The organism is Polaribacter sp. KT25b, assembly GCF_900105145.1.
GTDB lineage: Bacteria > Bacteroidota > Bacteroidia > Flavobacteriales > Flavobacteriaceae > Polaribacter.
Genome location: NZ_LT629752.1, coordinates 1598173 through 1619584, shown reverse-complemented (window position 1 = coordinate 1619584; position 21412 = coordinate 1598173). Strand labels below are relative to the sequence as shown.

General features: G+C 27.6%; 15 protein-coding genes. 7 read left to right on the top strand and 8 right to left on the bottom strand.

The window, feature by feature from the left end; all coding sequences use genetic code 11:
- Window positions 1–41: 41 nt before the first annotated feature.
- The 3 genes from BLT70_RS06870 to BLT70_RS06860 all read left to right on the top strand — a co-directional run bounded on the left by BLT70_RS06870 (window position 42) and on the right by BLT70_RS06860 (window position 6232).
- The gene (locus BLT70_RS06870; RefSeq protein ID WP_091892921.1) at window positions 42–1115 is read left to right on the top strand and encodes a YHYH protein; all 1074 of its coding nucleotides are present in this window, start codon (window positions 42–44) and stop codon (window positions 1113–1115) included.
- Between the two features lie 248 nt (window positions 1116–1363).
- Window positions 1364–2566 (top strand): exonuclease subunit SbcD, encoded by a 1203-nt coding sequence (gene sbcD / locus BLT70_RS06865; RefSeq protein WP_091892919.1) that lies wholly within the window; start codon window positions 1364–1366, stop codon window positions 2564–2566.
- A gap of 12 nt (window positions 2567–2578) precedes the next feature.
- The gene (locus tag BLT70_RS06860; RefSeq protein WP_091892917.1) at window positions 2579–6232 is read left to right on the top strand and encodes an AAA family ATPase; all 3654 of its coding nucleotides are present in this window, start codon (window positions 2579–2581) and stop codon (window positions 6230–6232) included.
- A 152-nt stretch (window positions 6233–6384) separates the two neighbouring features.
- Here BLT70_RS06860 and BLT70_RS06855 read toward each other — a convergent pair whose 3' ends face one another.
- From BLT70_RS06855 to BLT70_RS06845, 3 genes are read right to left on the bottom strand one after another with little or no spacing between them, the layout of a single operon-like run.
- On the bottom strand, window positions 6385–8454 hold the full coding sequence (locus tag BLT70_RS06855) for a T9SS type A sorting domain-containing protein (RefSeq protein WP_091892915.1): 2070 nt from the start codon (window positions 8452–8454) through the stop codon (window positions 6385–6387).
- 6 nt (window positions 8455–8460) lie between these two features.
- Complete coding sequence (locus BLT70_RS06850) at window positions 8461–9042, bottom strand: hypothetical protein (protein ID WP_157691844.1); 582 nt, start codon at window positions 9040–9042, stop codon at window positions 8461–8463.
- Between the two features lie 12 nt (window positions 9043–9054).
- On the bottom strand, window positions 9055–10446 hold the full coding sequence (locus BLT70_RS06845) for a DUF4412 domain-containing protein (protein WP_091892911.1): 1392 nt from the start codon (window positions 10444–10446) through the stop codon (window positions 9055–9057).
- 100 nt (window positions 10447–10546) lie between these two features.
- Between BLT70_RS06845 and BLT70_RS06840 the strand changes: the two genes are divergently transcribed.
- The 3 genes from BLT70_RS06840 to BLT70_RS06830 are packed head-to-tail and all read left to right on the top strand — an operon-like array spanning window position 10547 to window position 14506.
- Window positions 10547–11107: an RNA polymerase sigma factor gene (locus BLT70_RS06840; protein WP_091892908.1), complete on the top strand. Its 561-nt coding sequence runs from the start codon at window positions 10547–10549 to the stop codon at window positions 11105–11107.
- On the top strand, window positions 11097–11723 hold the full coding sequence (locus BLT70_RS06835; protein WP_091892906.1) for a tol-pal system YbgF family protein: 627 nt from the start codon (window positions 11097–11099) through the stop codon (window positions 11721–11723). Before BLT70_RS06840 ends, BLT70_RS06835 begins: the two co-directional genes overlap by 11 nt.
- 23 nt (window positions 11724–11746) lie before the next feature.
- Window positions 11747–14506 (top strand): CHAT domain-containing protein, encoded by a 2760-nt coding sequence (locus BLT70_RS06830; protein ID WP_091892905.1) that lies wholly within the window; start codon window positions 11747–11749, stop codon window positions 14504–14506.
- A 174-nt stretch (window positions 14507–14680) separates the two neighbouring features.
- On the opposite strand, the gene BLT70_RS06825 is transcribed toward BLT70_RS06830, so the two are convergent.
- The 5 genes from BLT70_RS06825 to BLT70_RS06805 form a co-directional block, all read right to left on the bottom strand.
- On the bottom strand, window positions 14681–15490 hold the full coding sequence (locus BLT70_RS06825; RefSeq protein ID WP_091892903.1) for an SHOCT domain-containing protein: 810 nt from the start codon (window positions 15488–15490) through the stop codon (window positions 14681–14683).
- 375 nt (window positions 15491–15865) lie between these two features.
- Window positions 15866–16243, bottom strand: a complete 378-nt coding sequence (locus tag BLT70_RS06820) for a hypothetical protein (protein ID WP_091892901.1) — start codon at window positions 16241–16243, stop codon at window positions 15866–15868.
- An 87-nt stretch (window positions 16244–16330) separates the two neighbouring features.
- The gene (typA, locus tag BLT70_RS06815; protein ID WP_091892899.1) at window positions 16331–18103 is read right to left on the bottom strand and encodes a translational GTPase TypA; all 1773 of its coding nucleotides are present in this window, start codon (window positions 18101–18103) and stop codon (window positions 16331–16333) included.
- A gap of 690 nt (window positions 18104–18793) precedes the next feature.
- Window positions 18794–19039 carry an LETM1 domain-containing protein gene (locus BLT70_RS06810; protein WP_231962840.1) on the bottom strand — a complete coding sequence of 82 codons (246 nt, stop codon included), beginning with the start codon at window positions 19037–19039 and terminating at the stop codon, window positions 18794–18796.
- Between the two features lie 50 nt (window positions 19040–19089).
- Entirely contained in the window at window positions 19090–20253 is a 1164-nt protein-coding gene (locus BLT70_RS06805; protein ID WP_091892895.1) for a proline dehydrogenase family protein, read from the bottom strand.
- A 90-nt stretch (window positions 20254–20343) separates the two neighbouring features.
- On the opposite strand from BLT70_RS06805, the gene aroB reads away from it, so the two are divergent.
- Window positions 20344–21402 (top strand): 3-dehydroquinate synthase, encoded by a 1059-nt coding sequence (gene aroB, locus BLT70_RS06800; protein ID WP_091892893.1) that lies wholly within the window; start codon window positions 20344–20346, stop codon window positions 21400–21402.
- Window positions 21403–21412 lie beyond the last annotated feature (10 nt).

Below are 21412 nucleotides of genomic sequence, written 5' to 3'. Positions count from 1 at the left end.
TTATATAACAACATGTTATTAATATTGACACATAAAATATTATGAAAAAACATTCATTAAAAATCTTAACAATAAGCTTATTTCTTGTCGGATTTTCGGCCTGTAAAAGTAATACTACTTCTAAAAAAAACATTGTTCAAGATAAAGTAACAATTGCGGTTAACAGTGATAATTTCTTAACAGGAGGTTTAGCAGAACCCATTACAATTGTAAGCAGAACTTTGTCTGATGGTTCTACCGCAGATTGCTATAAAATAGTTGCAACAAGCACACCTACAGATCATAATATGGGACCTTGGTGTCCTACAAATATTGCAGATGATGCTTCTGCAGGAGGTATTTGGTTAGAAGACGGAAAAGTTTATGATGTTGATGGAGAATTTGTAAAAAACTTATCCACTTTTTATAAAGATGAAAGTTGGATGCTTTACGATAGCGAAACAGGAGAAATTACAAAAACTACCACTAAACAAGAATGTGAAGAAGCTGCAAATCCAAATGTTGGCGAAGAATATAAAAACTACTGTGTAGAATGTTTGCCTTCTTATGTTGCAGATGTTACACATACATACTACATTCCTGTTACTCCAAAAAAAGCCGCAACTCCGTATTCATTTTCAAGAGGTGGTAGAGGAGGCAGACCTGGTGGACCGCCACCAACAGGACACGAAAGACCAGAAGGTGGAGAAAGACCTCCAAGACCAGAAGGAGGAGGACGACCAGAAAACAGTTCTGCAATGCCATCTAGCAGAGGATTGGCTTTTAACGGTGTTGTTTTTGACGCTCCTGCTCCAACAGATAATATTTTAAGTGCATATACCTTAGCTCCTTTTGATGATGCTGGCGGACATATTAATTTAGCTGCCGGATATCATTATCATGCAGCAACAGGTGTTTCAAAAAAAATTACTCAAACAGATAATCATGCAGCTATGATTGGTTATGCTTTTGACGGATACGGAATCTTTGAAAATGCCGATGCCAACGGAAATGAGTATACAGATTTAGATACTTCTAGAGGTCATTATGATGACATTAGAGGTTATCATTATCATGTAGATAAAGCAGGAAACAATAATTTCATCAACGGTTTACGTGGAGAATATGCTCAATAAAAAATAATCAAATCTTATAACACAAAGCTCAAGTTAATAACTTGAGCTTTATTATTTTATAGAAACCCCTCTCCTATTTTATAAATTCTTCTTCCTGATAATTACAAAAAGGTGTTTGCAATTACCAATTCTTTTAGTCAAAAAAAAGTACTTTAGCTCTTTAATTTCGTAGATGATATCAACGGTTAATTTCCTCTTAAAAATCGGATTTTATACTTATATTATCGACATAAAAAAAGGAAAAGAACATGAAAGTACTACATACTGCCGATTGGCATTTGGGGCATCGATTGCATGAACAATCTCAATTTGAAGAACAATCTTTATTTTTATCTTGGACTGAAACCTATATTGTAGACCAAAAAATTGATGTACTTTTAATTTCTGGTGATGTTTTTGACACTGGTTCTCCGTCTAACCAAAGTTTAGAAATGTATTACAGTTTTTTAGTAAAACTAATCGGAACCACTTGTAAATCGATTATTATTACTGGTGGAAATCATGATTCTCCAGGAACTTTAAATGCTCCAAAACACATTTTAGGTGCTTTGAATATAAAAGTAGTTGGTAAAGCAACAGAAGATATTAAAGATGAAGTTTTTGAAATTGAAATAAACAACGAAAAAATAATTATTGCTGCGGTTCCTTATTTACGTGATGGAGATATTAGACGTGCCGTTGCAGGGGAAACTTTTGATGAGCTAACCGATAAATACAAAACTGCCTTAATAAACCATTATGTATCTGCTGCTGAACATTGTAAATTAAAAAACACAAGTAATGCACCTGTAGTTGCTATGGGACATTTATTTGCTACTGGCGGAACCATTTCTGACAGTGAGCAAAATATTTATGTGGGAACTTTAGGACATATTGGCGCAGAAGATTTTCCTTCGTATTTCGATTATATTGCTTTAGGACATTTACATAGACCACAAATAATTGGCGAAAACAACAAAGTACGTTATTCTGGTTCGCCTAATATTTTAAGTTTTAGTGAAATTAACTACGATAAAAAAGTGATTGTTTTATCCGTAGAAAACAATAAAATTACAGCTATAAATGATGCTATAATTCCGAAGTTTAGAGAATTTTACAAACTAACAGGAAATTTACAAGAATGTATAAATGCTTTTCCTAACATTACTTCTAATGCTTATAATCTAAAACCTTGGGTAGAAATTGCTTTAAAAGAAGATCATACAGTAAATACAGACAATTTAAAGTCTGAAGCAGCAAAATATCCTTTTGAAATCTTAAAAATAGGATTGAAAAATCAGCGTAAAATAAAAGGAATTGAAGAGTTATTAGAAAATACAAAATCAATAAAAGAATTATTGCCTACAGAAGTTTTTAAACTGAAATGTGAAGAAATGGATTATGATTTAGAAAAAAGACCCGAAGTTTGGGATGCTTTTAATGAAATATTACAATCCGTTAAAAACCAATAAAGCTGCTTTTCTATGAAAATTTTAAAGATAGAATTACAAAATATAAATTCCTTAAAATCAGACACTCCTGTTGTTATTAATTTTGAAAACGAACAATTTAGAGATGTTGGTTTGTATGCAATTACTGGATCTACAGGCGCAGGAAAAACAACAATTTTAGACGCCATAACCATTGCGCTATATCATAACGTTCCGAGGTTTAATGGTACAAAGGGAACTTTGTTAGACGTTATAAGTCATGGAGCACATGAGGCTTTTAGTAGAATAACTTTTAAAAACAACACCACTGTTTACGAGGCTTTTTGGGGAATTAGAATTGCAGATAAAAAAGGAAAAACATATAAAAACCCGAAAGAAGAAGTCAGTTTAAAAAATTTAACTACAGATACTATTTTAGCAGCTCAAAAACGGAATTTGATTAACGAAATAATTAGCGTTACTCAATTAGACTACAATCAATTTTTAAGATCTGTACTATTGGCACAAGGAGAATTTGCTTCTTTTTTAACAGCTAAAGGTCCTGAAAAAGGAAAATTACTAGAGCAAATTACAGGCGAACAGATTTATAAAAAAATTGGTCAAGGAATTTTAGATCGAAAATCTGAAGAAGAAAAAAAACTTAGGGAAATTGAAGCTAAAATTAATGCCGATGATATTTTAACTGAAGACGCTAAAACAGATTTAAAAAAACAAGATTTAACATTAGATACAGACATTCTTAAAACGGAAAAAGAAATAAAAAGAACACAACTTATTACAGATTGGTATGTACAATATAAAGATTTAGCAACCGCTTCTGAAACGTTAAATGAAAACACAAAAAAGTTAGATGCTTTTATAGAGAAACATAAACCAGAATTAGATTTATTAATCTTAAACGAAAAAGCAGAACCTTTTAAAGAGTTAATTCAGAATTTTAATAGAACCGAAAAAGAAACTTTTGTTAAAAAAAAGCAATTAATAGAAATTGAAAAGGAACTAAATATCCTAAAACCACAGATTGAAAACCTAGAAGAAATCAATAAAAAAGAAACGAATGAAATTGCGAATTCTGAAAAAGAATTTTCTTCTTGGTTACCCAAATTTGATGCCGTTACAAAATTAGATAGTGAGTTAAAAAGTGAAGTTTCTAGCCAGCAAAAATCAAAAGAAAAAGTAGCCGAATTAAAACAACAATTAGATGCTTTAAAAGTTGAAAAACAAAAATTACTTAAAGCATTAAGCGCTACAGAAACTAAAATTAAAATTGATAACACTTATGTTTCTGAAAATAAATTTTTAAATGATGTAGCTTTAGAAATTTCTGATTGGACCACCGGATTAACCACATTAAAAGGACATAAAGAAGCTTTAAATACTACTACTTCCTCTTTCGTTGAAAAAAAATCAATTCTTAACCAAACTGCAGAAAGTTTAAAAACAAATACCGATTTACTACTCAAAAAAACAACAGATGTCACTAAAATTGAAAAAGAAATTTCAAAGATTAATAGTGCAATCGAAAAAAATAATTTAGCTGATTTATTAATTAAAAAAGACAGGCTTCTTGTTTTAGAAACTAATTGGAAGCAATATAAAACACTAGCAGAACAATATAAAAAAACTACAGAAATTAGAACAAATCTAATAGAAAACAAAAAGTCTCACACATTAGATTTAGAAGTAATTAACAAACAATTAGCCACCTTAAAAAAGGATATTGAAGCGCAAGAAAAGGCCGTTTCTGATGCAAATAAAATTTTAGATTTAGAAAAAAGTGTTGCAAAATACGAAACCGATCGTAAGTATTTAGTAAAAGGAAAACCTTGTGGTTTATGTGGCTCTAAAGTGCATCCGTTTACGGAACATGTAAAGGAAATTAACATTTCTAAATCTGAATTAGAACTAAATAATAGACGAGAAAAACTGCTTACTTTAATCCATTCTAAAACAACTTTAGATAAAAATGAAGTTCAACTAAACACAAATATTGATAGTCTAACAAAGCAAATTAATACGCTTACTTCTGAGATAAACTCTATTGAAACGAATGCCAAACAATTAAATATTTCTTGTGAATTAAGTACTATTTCTAAAATTGAAGTTGAACTAAATTTACTAAGCAAACAACTACAAGAATTAAATAAAAATGTAGCTTCTGCACAAAAATTACAAGTAGACAAGAACAATTTATCTAAAGATATAGAAGTACAAAAGAAAGAGGTACAAAGTTTGCAAACCACTGTTGCAACTTTAAATGAAAAAAATAAAAATGCCAAAACTGAAATTGAGAAGCATCAAAAAACAATAGAAAATTTGTCTAAAGTTTGTGCAGATTTAGAAACAGATTTTAAAACCAAATTATCTAAACATAACTACAAATTACCCTCAACAGAAAATACCCAAATTTTTATTAGAGAAATAGAAGAACACATATCCATTTTTAATAAAACACAAAAAAATCTAGACACTTTAAAAGCAGAAATAAAAGTAATTGAAACCAAGCTAGAAAATCATAAAAAGCAATTAGAAACACTTTCTAAAACAGAGTCTGATGTTTTAAAAAACCTAACAACCTCTCGTACAAAGTATCTAGAATTAACAACCCAACGAACAGCTATTTTACCTATAGAAATTAGTGTAGAAAGTAAAAGAAATAGTTTACAAAATTTAAAAAATAAAATAGTAGAAAAAGCAAATTTAACCAAAATTAATTTGCAAAAATTACTAGATAAAAAAAACCAACAAGAGACTTTAAAGGTAGACAATATTGCTACTCAAAAAGAGTTAAAAGACAAATTAAACACCTTTACATCTACTCTTAATTTACAATTGATTGATAGTGGTTTTGCATCTAAAGAAGCTGTTGAAAGTGCATTACTATCTGTAGAAGACAAACTTAAATTTACGAATAATAAAAAACGAATAAATGAAAATCAACTTAAAATAAAAACGCTTAAAGAAGAAAATTTAAAAGCAATCGAAAATTTAAAAAAATCTAAAAATTTTGAAACTTCAGAATCTGAAAGCAAACAAATTTTAATCGATTTAAAAACGAAAAAAGATGCGCTACTAACTGCTAAAGGTAAGATTGTAGAAGCTTTTAGAAAAGATAAAGAAATTCAAGATCGTAATCTGGTAGTATATAAAAAAATAGAAGTACAAACAGAAATTTGCACTGTTTGGAAAGAACTCTTTAAAATTATCGGTAATTCTAAAGACGCCTTTAACGTATATGTACAGCGTTTAACTTTAAAACATTTATTAGATCTGGCAAATGTGCATTTGTATCAATTAAACAAACGTTATTCTTTAAAAATGGAAGATAACTACAAACCTAAAGAAGAACTTAATTTTAATTTAATAGATCATTATCAAACAGATCAAGCACGTTTGGTAGATACTTCTAGTGGTGGAGAAAAATTTATAATCAGTTTGGCTTTGGCTTTAGGTTTATCTGATTTGGCAAGTAAAAACGTAAAAATAGAATCGCTATTTATAGATGAAGGTTTTGGTACGTTAGACGGCAACACCTTAGAAACTGTAATTTCTACCTTAGAAACCTTGCAATCTCAAGGAAAAATAATCGGAATTATCTCTCACGTAGAAAACTTAAAAGAACGTATTCCTACTCAAATTCAAATAACAAAGAAAAGCAACGGAATAAGTAGTGTTGCTATTATTTAAGGCCTTTTATTTACTATTAATAACAGGGCTTATAAAATTAGAATATTTTAATTTTTTTTGCGTAATTAAATGAATAAAAATAGTACCAATGCATAAAAAATCCATCAAAACTTCTATTTAAAAAAATTTGATGGATTTTTATGAATAACTATTTATTTAATAACTATTTTTTTTGATATAATTTGATTGTCTGCCTTTACTTTTAAGATATAAACCCCTGTTGATACTTTAGAAATATCTAAATCTATATTTGAAAGATTCTTTATTCTTTTAGAAATTATTTTCTGACCATTTGTACTGTATAATTCTATATTAGACATAGAATTATTACTTTCTATAGAAATAAAATTTGATGATAACGAGGGATTTGGGAATACATTTAAGCCATCTTTATCTATTAAATAATCTTTTGCAGATAAAACACTGGTATCTTCTGCTGTAAAAATAAATGTTCCTGATTCTGACAGGTTTTTTACATTTTTAGGAGAATTAGTTTCTAACCATACTTTTACATAAAGTTTTGTACCAACAATTAAATTTGATAATGATATAGTTTCTCCGCAAGCAACAGGTTGAGTGCTAGTACAACTATTGTAAACTGCAAATTTAAGCAGACCACCAAAACCAGTTCCTTGAAAACTAAGTTTACCACTATCATTAACAATAATAGAGTACCAAACATCTGCTAAAACGGTTCCTTCTGCACATATGGCATCATTATTTGTATTTCCGTTAATAACATCTCCATAAGTTTGTTGCCCAAATATTAAAGGGATTGCATTTACACAATCGTTATTTGCAGGTGCACAATTTGTAGAATAATTTGCTACGGTATCTTTGTCTGTCCAATTTGTATTACTAAAACTAATATCATCTACTTCTATACAGGTTAAATTTAAATTTCCTTTAGCTTTAAAGGTTGTAATTTTTGTATTACTTCCATTTTTTATCGTTAAACTTTCTAATAAATTATTCTCAACATCAATCAAAAATAAATTATCATTTTCTCTAATATCTACAGTTTTTAATTGATTTTCATTAGCAATAAGTACTAATAGTTCTTTGTTTGAAAATAAATTTATAACTGTTAATTGATTTTGATCACAATAAAGTGTTACTAAATCTACTAATAAATGAACATCTAAGTTTGATAAATCATTTTCACCAACATCTATATTTTTGAGTTGTAAATTATTTGATAGATCTATTGTTTGTAGTTGATTGTTAGCTATAAATAAATTTTCTAAAAGTAGATTCTTACTTAAATCAATTGTGCTAATTTGGTTATTCGCAGCATTTAATTCAACCAAATTTATAAAATCTTCTATTCCTGATAAATTTGAAATTCCTTTAGATTTTATATTTAAACTATTAATAGCAGATAAATTTCCTGTAATAACTTTACCATCAATTTCACCAGAATCATACCCTAAATTTATTAAATATTGTTCGAAATTTGCATCGGGTATACTAGTTGTTTCTGTACAATTTAAACTAAAACCTGTATGAGAATCTCTTTGTTGTTCTACTTTAAACTTATCAAAAGCGGCTGCAACATCAGTAACTGTTACACAATACAAATTAGGACAATTTCTAATATTTGACAAAGAAGATATTTCATTGTATTTTAAGTTAGACATATTAAGAGAATACAAATCTTTATTATCATTAGCATATAAATATGTAAGTTTTGTATTTGATGAAACATCTATGCTAGTAAATAAATTTTCACTTAAGGCTAGTCTTTCTAATTTTTTATTATATTCTAAATTAATTGATTTTAATTTATTTGCACTTAGTCCTAATTTTATTAATTCATTATTTTGAGAGATATTAATAGAAGTCAACATATTACCTCCTAAATAAAGTGTTTCTAAATTAATTAATGTACTTACATTTATACTTGTTAACTCATTAGATCCTAAGTCTAAGTATTCTAATTTTGTGTTTTTAGAAACATCAATAGTTTTAATTTTATTATGATCTAAAACTAATTTTTCTAAAGCAATAAAATCTTCAATTCCTGTTGGATCTACAATGTCTCCTCCAAGGTTTAATGTTTTTATTTGATTAATTGCGTTCGTTGATACATAATCGTCTAAAACATTATCATACCCTAAACGAATCATGTGTGCTTCAAAAACATCATCAGGCATATAAGTTCTCTGAGAATAGGTAAAACTTGTAATTAAAAAGAGTGTATATAATAATTTAATTTTCATAATAATTTAATTTAAGATTTCTATGTCTTTAACTATTGTTAATGCTATTTTTTTATAATCTCTATTAAGTGCTTTCTCTTGTTTATTAAAAGCGGCACCAGGTACATTTAAAGCCATTGTATAGTCTTTAAACTTTATTCTTAATTCTCTCTTTTTGGCAATCCAAAGCGCTGCTTTACCAAGATTTGGTATCCATTCGCCACTTTTAGAAATTCCTTTTTGTAATTGCCAACTTTCTACCCAAGAAGATCCATCTTCTAAATTATCTTTCTCTTCGTAAAAACGAATACTCCCTACTAAATAGTTATATTCATCATCCGACAATTTTACTCTTATTGTACAAATTTTGTTTTGCGAATTGCCTTCCATCATTAAAACCTCTTCTACAGAAACATTGTATTGTTGGGCTAAATCTTTTTTTACTACATAACTACAAGGTTGGGCTAAGTCTGCATAAACCACTTTTGTTTTAAATTTTTTATTTTCAAAAGAAGTATCATTAAAATTGGTACCAACAGCACTTTTTTTATCACCTAAACAACTGGTAAACAAGCTTATTATTAACGTAAATATTAGTATTTTTCTCATAACAATTTTATTTTAAAATCCCATTTTTTTGTACTCGTTAGTATTAATTTTCACAGATTTATCAGAAATATTTACAATTTCCATTTTAAAATTTTCATCTTTATTTGTGGTATTTATTTCTAAAACAAAACCAGATAAATTTGGGTTATTCATTTTCATGCCCAACATAGGCAAGGATTTATTCTGAATAGGAAAATCTTTAGAAACCCAAAAAGAAGTGCTTCCTATTTGATTTGTATACTCATAATCTACCTTAAATTCTTCGCATAAATAACCAATAATCATTTTTGTTTCTCCTGTTTTTCTATAATCAAAATCTCCATCCTCTGGTAACTTATCTTCTACTCCTATTTGACTGCCTATTTGCTCTAAAGAAGTAGTTTTCTTTATTTTCATGCCAGCCATACTCATAAAAATTGTAGATGATTTAGGTGTATTTACAACTAACATTTCCTGACCTTGCATTTCTTTAGTCTTTACAGATATTCCGTATATATCCGGATAACTTCCAATTAAAAAGCTTAAATTTTGTGTTTCTCCCCTTTCATCTGTCATTTTAACTTCTATACGTTTATTAAAATTAAATGTTGATGGAATATCTACTGTTGGCAATGCTTCTTTAAAGCGCTGTGTTTTTTCTTCATCAGAAAAATCATTAGTATTTGATTTTTTTACCTTCGTTGGTTTTGTAATTGTATATTCTGGAGATGTTGTAGTTACCGTTCCTTTTAATATTGAAGGTATATTTTGTTCTAAAGAGTTTGTATTCTTATAATCATGCAGTTTTACATTTCCTGAAAAATTGATAGCAAAATTTTTATCTTTATTAAAAGTAACTGAAACCGTACCATTAATTACATTCATATTTTGATGCGCTCTAACTTCATCTCTTTCATAACTATATGTACCTTGTAACAAAGCGTTATATGCCAATTTTAAAGTAGCTTCTTCTGGAATTTTAAAGGTCTTATTCTTAAGGTTATCTATATTTTCTACTTTATTTATGATTAATTTATAGCCATCAAAAACATCGACATCAGAAGTTCTCCAATACCCAATAATACTTACCTTTTCTCCTTCTTTATTTACCTTTGTTTTTGTAACATCATCTACTCTAAAAGTACCATATAATGTAGAATGATTTATAGAAGCTGTTCCATACGATTTAATAGAATTATCAATATTACTAGTTTGCGTAATGTCTTCTTTTTCTTTCTTTCCTTCTAAAGTTTTATCAATCACTTTATCGGTTTCCTTATCTACTTTTTTTTCGATGTTTTGTTCAATTTTTGTTTGCACTTTCTTTTTAAGTTTTTTCCAAAGTTGTCCATTAACCGGAGTAGTAAATCCTGCGGATAAAACAAAAAAAGTAATTAGAATTTTGAGGTTGGTTTTTAAAATCATTTTATAGTATTTTTTTACTTTAATGATTCTAAAGCCAAAAGGTTAACATATTTTTATTTATTTTTAATTTTTTGTTTACTTTTCTATTTTTAAATCATTAATGAGAGAACAACAGACACTTCTACTTTTAAAACAAGCTGATAAAAATGCTTTAAAAATGGTATATACAGAGAACAGAACTCCATTTATAAATTTTGCTAGAACTTTAGGTATTTCTGATGATGATATTCTTGATGTCTATCAAGATGCAATTATAGTTCTACAAGAAAAAGCTTTAAAAGGAGAAATAGACCATTTAAAATGTACTATAAAAACATATTTATTTGGAATTGGCAAGTACATGTTGTATGAAAAAACTAGGAAAAACAATAAGAAAATTAAAGATTTTTCTTTAGAGAAAGAAGATTATAATTATAAAGAAATTAGTAATAAATTTTTAGATGATGAACCTAATCAATTTCAATTATTATTACAAAAAGCATTTACAACACTAGGTAAAAAATGCAAAGAAGTATTAACACTATTTTATTATAGAGGATATACTATTGACGAAATTACTGATGCCTTAAATTATGATAATAAAAATGTTGTAAAAAGTCAGAAGTCAAGGTGTTTAAAACAACTAAAAGAAAAGATTAAAACAGAAACTCATGGAAAATAAAGAGTTTGATAAAAATCTAAAAAAAGCAATTACTTTACAAAAACGAAAAGAACTTAAAAGTTATATACAATCGGTTGAAAATTCAATTGCAAAACCTAAAAAGTACAATTGGTTACTAGTAGCTTCTATAGCTCTATTAATTGGTTTGTCTAGTTTTTATCTTTTTAACTCTAAATCTCTTTCTAATAATGAATTATATAATTTACATTTTACCCCTTATGAAAATGTAATTGAACCCATTGTAAGAGATAAAGTAAATAAATCTAAAAAGGCATTTGCTTTTAGTTTGTATGAACAAGGGAAATATCTAAAAGCTATAGAAAGTTTTAATAAATTAACAGAAAAAGATTCTATAGAAGCCAATACCCTACTTTTTTTTAAAGCAAATGCATATTTACAATTAGAAGAGTTTAAAAAATCAGAAATTCTTTTTCATAAAATTTTAATTAACGACAATAAAGAATGGAAAAATGAAAGTCTTTGGTACTTAGCTTTAATCTCATTAAAACAAGACAAAAAAGATGCTGCTATAACTTTTTTAGACAAATTACAAAGGCAACAAAAATTAAACTTTAAGACCGAAGAAATCAAAATAATATTAAATAATATTAAATAGTTATTTTATATAAATATTAAATAATGAACTACAAAACTAAAATACTTTCTTACTTTTTTTTAGTTTGTTTTCTCTCTTATTTTAAAGTTATATCTGCCCAAAAAAGAAAAGTTAAAGACATTAATGTTCAATTAAAAGAGTTACAAAGTAAAAAAACACTTAACGCAAAAGATAGTCTTAAATATGCCCATTTTTACCTCTATCAATTTATTGACTTACATAAAAAGAAAATAAGCCATCAAAATATTTCTTCTTTAGATAAAGGAATTTCCTTCTGTCCAAAATCTCAACAAGGAGACAGTCTTAAAGCCGTTTTTTATAATAAAAAAGCGTATTTAAAAAATGAATTAGGATATGCTATGAAAAGCTATAAAAGTATCTTAAATTCTCTTAACTTATTAGAAAATATAGACAATCCTAATGCTGGTTCTATAATGGGAGCTTACCTTTTATTATCTAACCAAAATGCATACTTCGGTAATTTTGAAAAAGCAAAACAATATATGCGTTTGGCCGAAAATATTTATAATAAAAATAAAAACTACATAGATAGCAATACTTTTCTACTAAATAATAATTATCACCGGCTTAAAGTTATTGCAAAATATCGAAAAATATATATGCTCTGGAAATTGTCTGAAAATTCTAAAGACAGTATATCTATTATTAAGGCTATGGAGTCTCTTGAATCTATGCATAAACAACCTGACTTTCATAAAGAAGAGAGAATTTATTATAGTACAGCATTAAATCATATTGGAGATTGGTTTATATCCCATACCCCAGACTCTTTAGTTAGTTCTAAAAATATATCAACAGGTTTAAACTACCTTTTTAAAGCACTTTACTTAACAGAAGAAAAAAACTACCCAGGATTACCATGGGCTATAAAATATAATATTGCTAAAGGATTTACTAAAGGAAATCAATTAAATAAAGCAGATAGCACTATGTCTGTTTTATTTAGAGGAATTACAAAAAATGATGACAGGATTCCTTTTTTTCTTGCTCAAAAAGCACTGATAAAAGCAAAGAAAAAACAAAAAGATAGTGCTTTATTTTATTTTGATAAATCGATACAAAACATTCATAGCGGAAAAAATAGTCTTGCCAATAATTACAAAAATTTTATACCTAGCAAAAGCTATAATCATACCCGCTTACTTCTTAGAATTAATGAAGAACTCACTAATTATTACCCTAAAGACACCGTTGTTCAGAAAAAAAATGTAATAATTTATTATTTAGCCCTGAAACAATTTGAAAATAGCTATTTAGATATTCATTTTAATGAGCAACAAAACAAACAGCTTCGTAAAATTATTTATGGTGTTTTAAAAAACAAAAAAACTGGTTATTTTAATACTAATTTAAACCAAAAATTAATTTTAAACAAATTTGAAATTTTTAGAAATAAGCTAGAATGGAAAAAGTTTTACCAAAATCGTTACACAAATACATTGCCAAAATTAGATTCTTTAAAACAAAGAAATATACAATTGGCATCTTTGTATAACAAGGCAAAAACTTCTAATAATCTTTTTAAAAGAGATTCTATTCAACTACTAATTGCTAAACATGAATCTTATAAGAAAAAACAATTTCCTCAATTAGAATTACTAAGTGATTTTAATTTTTCAGTTAAAGAACTTCAAAAAAAACTTACTAAAAATGATTTAATTTTAAAATATATTTATCTAGAAAATGAAATGGCTATTTATCAAATTTCAAAATCTAATTTTAAAGTTAATTTAGTACCATGGACAGATACTGAGGAAAATATTTTGGTTTCTTTCATAAGTAAAATTAAAAAAAAAAAATTAAAAGATAAACTAGGTAATGAATTATCTGCTATTTTAATTCCCAATATAAATGCTAACATTACACGTTTAATTATAAACCCAGATGGAGTTTTATTTAATTTGCCTTTCGAAATTTTAAAGGTAAATGATAAATTTATAACCGAATTATATAGTACATATTATACTTCTAATTTAGGATTGATCAACTATAAATTAGAAAATAAATCTGCTTCAGAAAACATACATATTTATGTACCTAATTATTCTAATTCTAAAACAAAATCTAAAGTTAGAAACAAACCAAACATCTTAAAAGGAGCAAGTATTGAAGCTAAAAATATTAGCAAATTATTTCCTTCTAAACTCTTTAATGATGATGATTTAACAAAAGTAGAATTTATAAAAACGGCCAGTAGTGCTAAAATTTTACATTTGGCTATGCATGCAGATATTAATAAAACTTACCCAGAACTTAGTCGTTTGTTGTTTAGTAATAATTTAGACAATGAAGAAGATCATTTATATTTAGAAGAATTATATGGCTTAAGTTTAAACGCTGAATTAGCTATTTTAAGTGCTTGTAACACGGGTAATGGTAAAATAAAAAATGGAAATTTAGAATCTTTTCAAAGAGCATTTACTTTTGCAGGTGTCCCTGCAACAGTTGTTAGTTTGTGGGAAGTACCAGATTCTTCGACCGAAAAAATTATGGTACTCTTTTATAAAAACCTTAAAAAGGGTCAAACAAAATCTGAAGCTTTAAAAAATGCAAAATTAAGTTTTAGAACCAAGAACGCTTCTAATAAATTATCAGCTCCTTATTTTTGGGCTGGTTTTGTAGTTTATGGCAATGACAATGCAATTATAAGCTCATTTCCTATTTTTACTACAATCATTTTAACTACCGTTTTAATTATTTTTATTATAATTTTGATAAAAATTAGAAAAAAGCATACAACAATAATTTCGAAAAAATTATAAATATTTTATACCTTAATTATTTCGTTTGTTTAAAAATTCTCTGAATATAAATTATGAAAGTATTCCTATTAAAAAATAAGAAATACCAATTTCTCTAAAAAAAAGCTCAAATTAAATATTTTGAGCTTTTTAGAATATAAGAATACTTCTTCTTTCTTTGTGCGTAAATATATTTTACAATCTATTTAACAAGTCTATTTTTTTATTTTCAAATTCTTCTGTAGAAAGAATTCCTTTGTCTTTTAAACCTGCTAATTTTTCAATTTTACCAAAAATATCCTCTTCAAAAGCAGAATTATTAACGTTGTTATTACTTTCTGCTGGTTGTATTGGATCTTGAGCAATTGGTGCAACAGGAGTTTCTACAACGTTATTTTGTATTTCATTATTTTGAACAGGAGCTGGTTGTTGTGGCTCATTTCCTCCAGAAACAATAGGTAGAGAACCTAAATCTACATTACCATATTGGCTAGTAAAAGAAACCGAGTAATTGCCTCCTTGTTGTTGTCCTACTCCACCAATGTTATGATCTAAAGTATCAAAAATAGTTACTTTTCCGTTTTGTTGTATTGCCAAACGATGTATGCCATTAAAAATAGCATAACTTGTATCATTTTGGCTACCGGTAGAATTAGGAAAACCTAAGTTTCCCCACCAATTACCTGCAAAACCGCCTTGCCCGTTTGCCGTTTTTGGTAAAGGTTTGTACTGTATGGCTCCTTGCTGAATTAAATTAGACAAATCTGTACAAAGTCCGTCTACCAAATATTTAAGATTATTGTTAAACATATCTCCAACCATGGTCATACCACCTTGCATCCATTGTCCGCCACCACCTAATTCCGGAATATTAAATTGTGCCATAGTACCATTACTATTCATAAGGCAATACGTTAAATCTGTAACAGCATTTGTACTAATTCCGTATTTATTAGCTACGTTTACTATATTTTGAAAACTAGCATCTGTAAATATTGCATTCATTATTTTATATGGTGTATTTCTTTATTAAATTAAAAATAGTTATCTAACAATTTTAATACAAAGGTAAACTATAGAAGTATTAATAAAGACCTTTTAACTTGAAGATTTTGTAAATTATCAATACTATTTAAATGATAATAAACACGTTAACTTTTTTAATTAAAATGATTTTAAGAACCGAAAAGTATTGATAAAATTACAATTTAAGAGTATTCTACTTATTTATTGGTAAAATAACACACAAAATAAATTATACAAATATTGTTTTTTTGATGAGAAAAAAAATTACAATTTTAATTTTTAAGATAATTTAACCATATCTAGAATTCTAGACACCATTTTCATCTATAAACCTGCCAAAAAATCTTTTTTAAATTATGATTGCATTGGAATTTCTGGAAGCTTATTTTTAAAACTAGGGGCATTATCTCTGTAAGAAACCAATTTCTTTTTAGAAACTAGCACTATTAAATCTTGACTTAACGTAAATAAAGTAGCTGTTCTAAAAGTTTCTAGAAGTAATTTTTCTAATTCAACAGTTAGAGCATCCAAAGAAAATTGTTTAAATGTATTCTCTTCAGAATGGCGATATTTTAATTCAAAAACCTCTTTTCCTTCCACTTTAAATAAACGCACATATACATTTAACAAACCTTCACTTTTTCTCATGGGTTTGCTTAATGTTAGTTTTACAAATTCATCATTTAGTAAATTCTCTTGTAATATATCAAAAAAAACTTTAAAATCGCTCATAGTACAAAGGTAAAAAAGCCCAAGTTTAAAACTTGAGCTTTTATAAAATATATTAATTAAAAACTGAAACAAGTTCAGTGTTTTAAATTATCCTTTAAAAACAATTTTACGCATACGTAAGCTTTCTGGAGTTACCTCTAAATACTCATCTGCTTTAATGTATTCCATATTTTCCTCTAAAGAAAAATCTACTTTTGGAGCAATTTTCATAGCATCATCTGTACCAGATTTACGCATGTTTGTTAATTGCTTTCCTTTAATTAAGTTTACAGCCATATCATCAGATTTACTGTTTTCTCCAATTACTTGACCAACATAAATCTCTTGATTAATATCGATAAAGAAAACACCTCTATCTTGTAAACGGTTTAATGCATATGCAGTTGCTTTACCAGCAGCAGAAGAAACAATAGCTCCTTTTACCTCTTCAGTAAAATCTCCTTTATAAGGTCCATATTCAGAAAAACGGTGATTAATAATAGCTGTACCACCAGTTGCAGTTAAAATCTTATTTCTTAAACCAATTAAACCTCTAGAAGGAATAGAAAATTCTAAGTGTTGTAAATCTCCTTTTGGTTCCATAACTAACATATCTCCTTTTCTAAGAGATACTAAGTTAATTGCTTTAGAAGCCATATCTTCTGGTACATCAATAGACAATGTTTCCATTGGTTCATGTTTCTTACCATCAATTTCTTTAATAATTACTTGTGGTCTTCCCACTTGTAATTCATATCCTTCTCTACGCATTGTTTCTATTAAAACAGATAAGTGTAAAACTCCACGTCCGAAAACGTTAAATTTATCTTCACTATCAGTAGTTTCAACTTTTAATGCCAAGTTTTTTTCTAATTCTTTAAATAAACGATCTCTTAAGTGACGAGAGGTTACAAATTTACCTTCTTTACCAAAGAAAGGAGAGTTGTTAATTGTAAATAACATACTCATTGTAGGTTGATCTATTTCTGTTCTAGGTAACGCTTCTGGGTTTTCTAAATCTGCAACAGTATCACCAATTTCAAATCCTTCTAAACCAGTTATAGCACAAATGTCTCCACAAGGAACTTTTTCTACTTGTACTTTACCCATTCCTTCGAATACGTGTAATTCTTTAATTCTTACTTTTTTAGTAGAACCATCTGCTTTACATAGCATGTAGTCTTTACCAACTTCTAAATCTCCTCTAAATACACGTCCAATTGCTATTCTTCCTGTAAACTTAGAAAAATCTAAAGAAGTAATTTGCATTTGTGGTGTACCTTCATTATACTTTGTTTCTGGAATAGATTCTAAAACAGCATCTAATAAAGGAACGATGTCTTCTGTTTGATTTTTCCAATCTGTAGACATCCAATTGTTCTTTGCAGAACCATAAACTGTAGTAAAATCTAATTGTTCTTCTGTAGCTTCTAATGCAAACATTAAATCGAACACTTTTTCATGAACGATATCTGGAGTACAGTTTTCTTTATCAACTTTATTTACAACTACAATAGGAGTTAATCCTAATTCTAACGCTTTACCCAATACAAAACGAGTTTGAGGCATTGGCCCTTCAAATGCATCAACCAATAATAAAACACCATCCGCCATTTTTAAGACACGCTCTACTTCTCCACCAAAATCGGCGTGACCAGGAGTATCAATAACGTTAATTTTTGTATTCTTATAGTTTACAGAAACGTTTTTAGAAAGAATTGTAATTCCTCTTTCACGCTCTAAGTCGTTATTATCTAACAATAAATCTGTACGTTCTTTACGCTCGTCTAAGATTTTAGCTTGATCTATAATTTTGTCTACTAACGTTGTTTTACCGTGATCGACATGGGCTATAATAGCGATATTTCTAATTGGTTGCATTTATGTATTCTTAAATTTCGTGCAAAAGTAGTTGTTTAGAAGTGAATTACCCTAATTATAATTAAAATATTTTACTTCTAATAAATTCAGAACCTTAATAGAACGTTATATTATCTATAAAAAAAACAAATTTCGTGGTGCTTTTTACAAAATTCTATCAATTTAAGTAACTGCAGAAATTGAAAAAAAGAAACTATTTTTTATTGAAAATGAACTTATTTATTTTTATTATAATTGATTTTACTTAAACAATTTTTCTATAAAATAATAAACCAATAGCCATTAAAAGTTAATTTAACAGCTAATCGGTTTACTTCACTGGGGGATCATTAAAACTTTACCTATTATGCCTTTTTACTTTTTCTAATTTTAGAAAAAAATATCTTTCCTGCAAACATTATAACACGAACTAAATTAATTGTTTACAAAGCATAATAAAGTTTAAATATACTAACTCTTCTTTTTGAAATTAAGCATATAAAAACAGTTTCTAATTCTTAAATATTAAGAAAGTAACAAGTTCTATAATTAAACTATAAGTTACAATACCTATTTGTAGGTATATTTAAGACAACCTTTATATTTTTAAAAAAATTCTCTATTTATAGTAAAAATTTGTAATAAATTGAAGTAATTACAACTTAAAAGGATTCAAAAAATAAATAATATAAAACACTTTAAAACAGCATCTTATTTTTTATCTACTGGTACATCATCTCTAAATGCCGATGGTAAAATATCAGGAATTAATTTTATCAAAATAGGTAACAAAAAAGTACCTCCTGGCAATAAAAAAACAGCTAATGCTGGTATTGTTTTGCAAATATCTAACAGGTGAATTTTAATTTTTGTTTTTTCTTCACTAGTTAATTTAGTGTGCGTAGATTTTTTTATCAAACTCATCGCTTCTTTACTTTGCCTTAATTCTAGTAACAAGCTATTTTTGTTTTTTATTAATAAAATTTTAATCTCTTCGACACTAGTCATTATAACTTTCTACGTTTGCGTTCAGTTTTTAACAGATTTAATTCTCTGCTTGTTTGTCCTGCAACAGAAGTATTTTCTTCTGCTCTTCTAATTAAATAAGGCATAACATCTCTTACAGGCCCAAATGGTAGATATTTAGCCACATTATAACCTTTACTTGCTAAATTGTAACTAATATGATCGCTCATACCAAATAATTGACCAAACCAAAGTCGATTGTCGTTTTCTTTTATATTGTATTTCTTAGCTAAGTCCATCACTAAATAAGAGCTATCCTCATTATGAGTACCTGCAAATAAAGCCATTTTTGGATGTTCCATTAAGTATCTAATAGCCGCATCATAATTGATATCTGTGGCATTTTTATTTTCACAAATTGGCGATGGATATCCTTTTTCTTCTGCTCTTTCACGCTCTTTTTCCATGTAAGCACCACGAACAACTTTTATACCAATATAAAAACCTTTTTCTTTTGCTTTTAGATGTAAAGATTTTAGATAATCCATTCTGTCATGTCTATACATTTGTAACGTATTAAAGACAATGGCTTTTTCTTTATTATAAGTTTCCATTAACTCGTCAATTAATTCATCTGCAGCTTTTTGCATCCAACTTTCTTCGGCATCAATTAATAATGGAACATCTTTTTGTAATGCCACTTTACAAACTTTATGAAAACGACCTACTACTCTATTCCATTCTTCTTGCTCATCAGAATTTAATTTTTTCCCTTCTGATATTTTTTGATATAATGCAAAACGTCCAAATCCTGATGGTTTAAAAACTGCAAAAGGTATTCCTTTTTTTTCTTCGCAAAAATTAATAATTTTTAAAATTTTTTCTAAAGCACCATCAAAGCTTATTTCTTTATCCTTACCTTCTACCGAATAATCTAAAACACTATGCACACTACCATTGTTATACATATTATCTATAATTGGCAAACAATCTTCTTCTGTAACTCCGCCACAAAAATGATCAAAAACTGTAGAACGAATTAAACCTTCTATTGGCAAATGGGCCTTTAATGCAAAATTAGTTACAGCACTACCAATTCTTACCATTGGTTGATTTTGAATCATTCTAAACAAAAAATAAGCGCGTTCTAATTGTGAATCTGATTTTAAAGCGAAAGCAACTTCTGTGTTATCAAAAAGTTTCATTGAATATCATTTTATCTTAAACAAATATAACTATTGAATGGTAATAATTGAATATTTTATTTTTAATTTGCACTCTCAATAATTTTACAAATGAAAACCATACAAGCAGTTACATATCCTGTTCATTTTCAAAAAGATAGTTACCAAGAATTATCTAAATTGATTGATGCAAAAAACTATTCTACTATTTTTATTTTAGTTGATGAGAATACTTTTGAGCATTGTTATCCTAAATTTATTCCTAATTTAACTACGGATAAAAGAATTGAAGTTATAGAAATTGAATCTGGAGAAATCAATAAAAATCTAGAAACTTGTATTGGCGTTTGGAATGCAATTACAGAATTAGGCGGCGATAGAAAAAGCATTTTAATTACTTTGGGCGGTGGCGTTATTACGGATTTAGGTGGTTTTGTGGCTTCTTGTTTTAAACGCGGAATTGATTTTGTAAACATACCAACAACATTATTATCAATGGTTGATGCTTCTGTTGGAGGAAAAACAGGTGTTGATTTAGGCGTGTTAAAAAACCAAATTGGTTTGTTTACGAATCCACAAATGGTGATTGTAGATACAGACTATTTAACGACAGTTACAGATAGAGAAATTAAGTCTGGAACCGCAGAAATTATAAAATATGGCATCACTTATGATGTTAAACTATTTAACGAGATAAAGAATAATAAAAATTTAAATATCAATGATTTAATATTTAGATCTGTAGAGATAAAAAACGAAGTTGTTCTGCAAGATCCCAAAGAAAAAAATCTGCGTAAAATTCTAAATTTCGGACATACTTTAGGGCACGCAATTGAGTCTTTTTACCTAGAATCTGAAGACAAAGAAACCTTAACGCATGGAGAAGCTATTGCAATTGGGATGGTTTGTGAATGTTATATATCATCAAAATTATTAGGTTTTCCTTCAGACAAAGTTTCTGATGTTAAAGAAGTAATTTTATCAATCTATAATAAAACAACTCTTTTAAAAGAAGATTTTACTGCTATTATGGATTTATTAAAACACGATAAGAAAAACGTAAACGGACAAGTTAACTTTGTTTTACTAAATGATTTTGAAGACTATAAATTAGACTGTAAAGTTTCTGAAGAATTGATTATTGAAAGTATGGAGTTTTACAATTTGTAGAAATAATAAA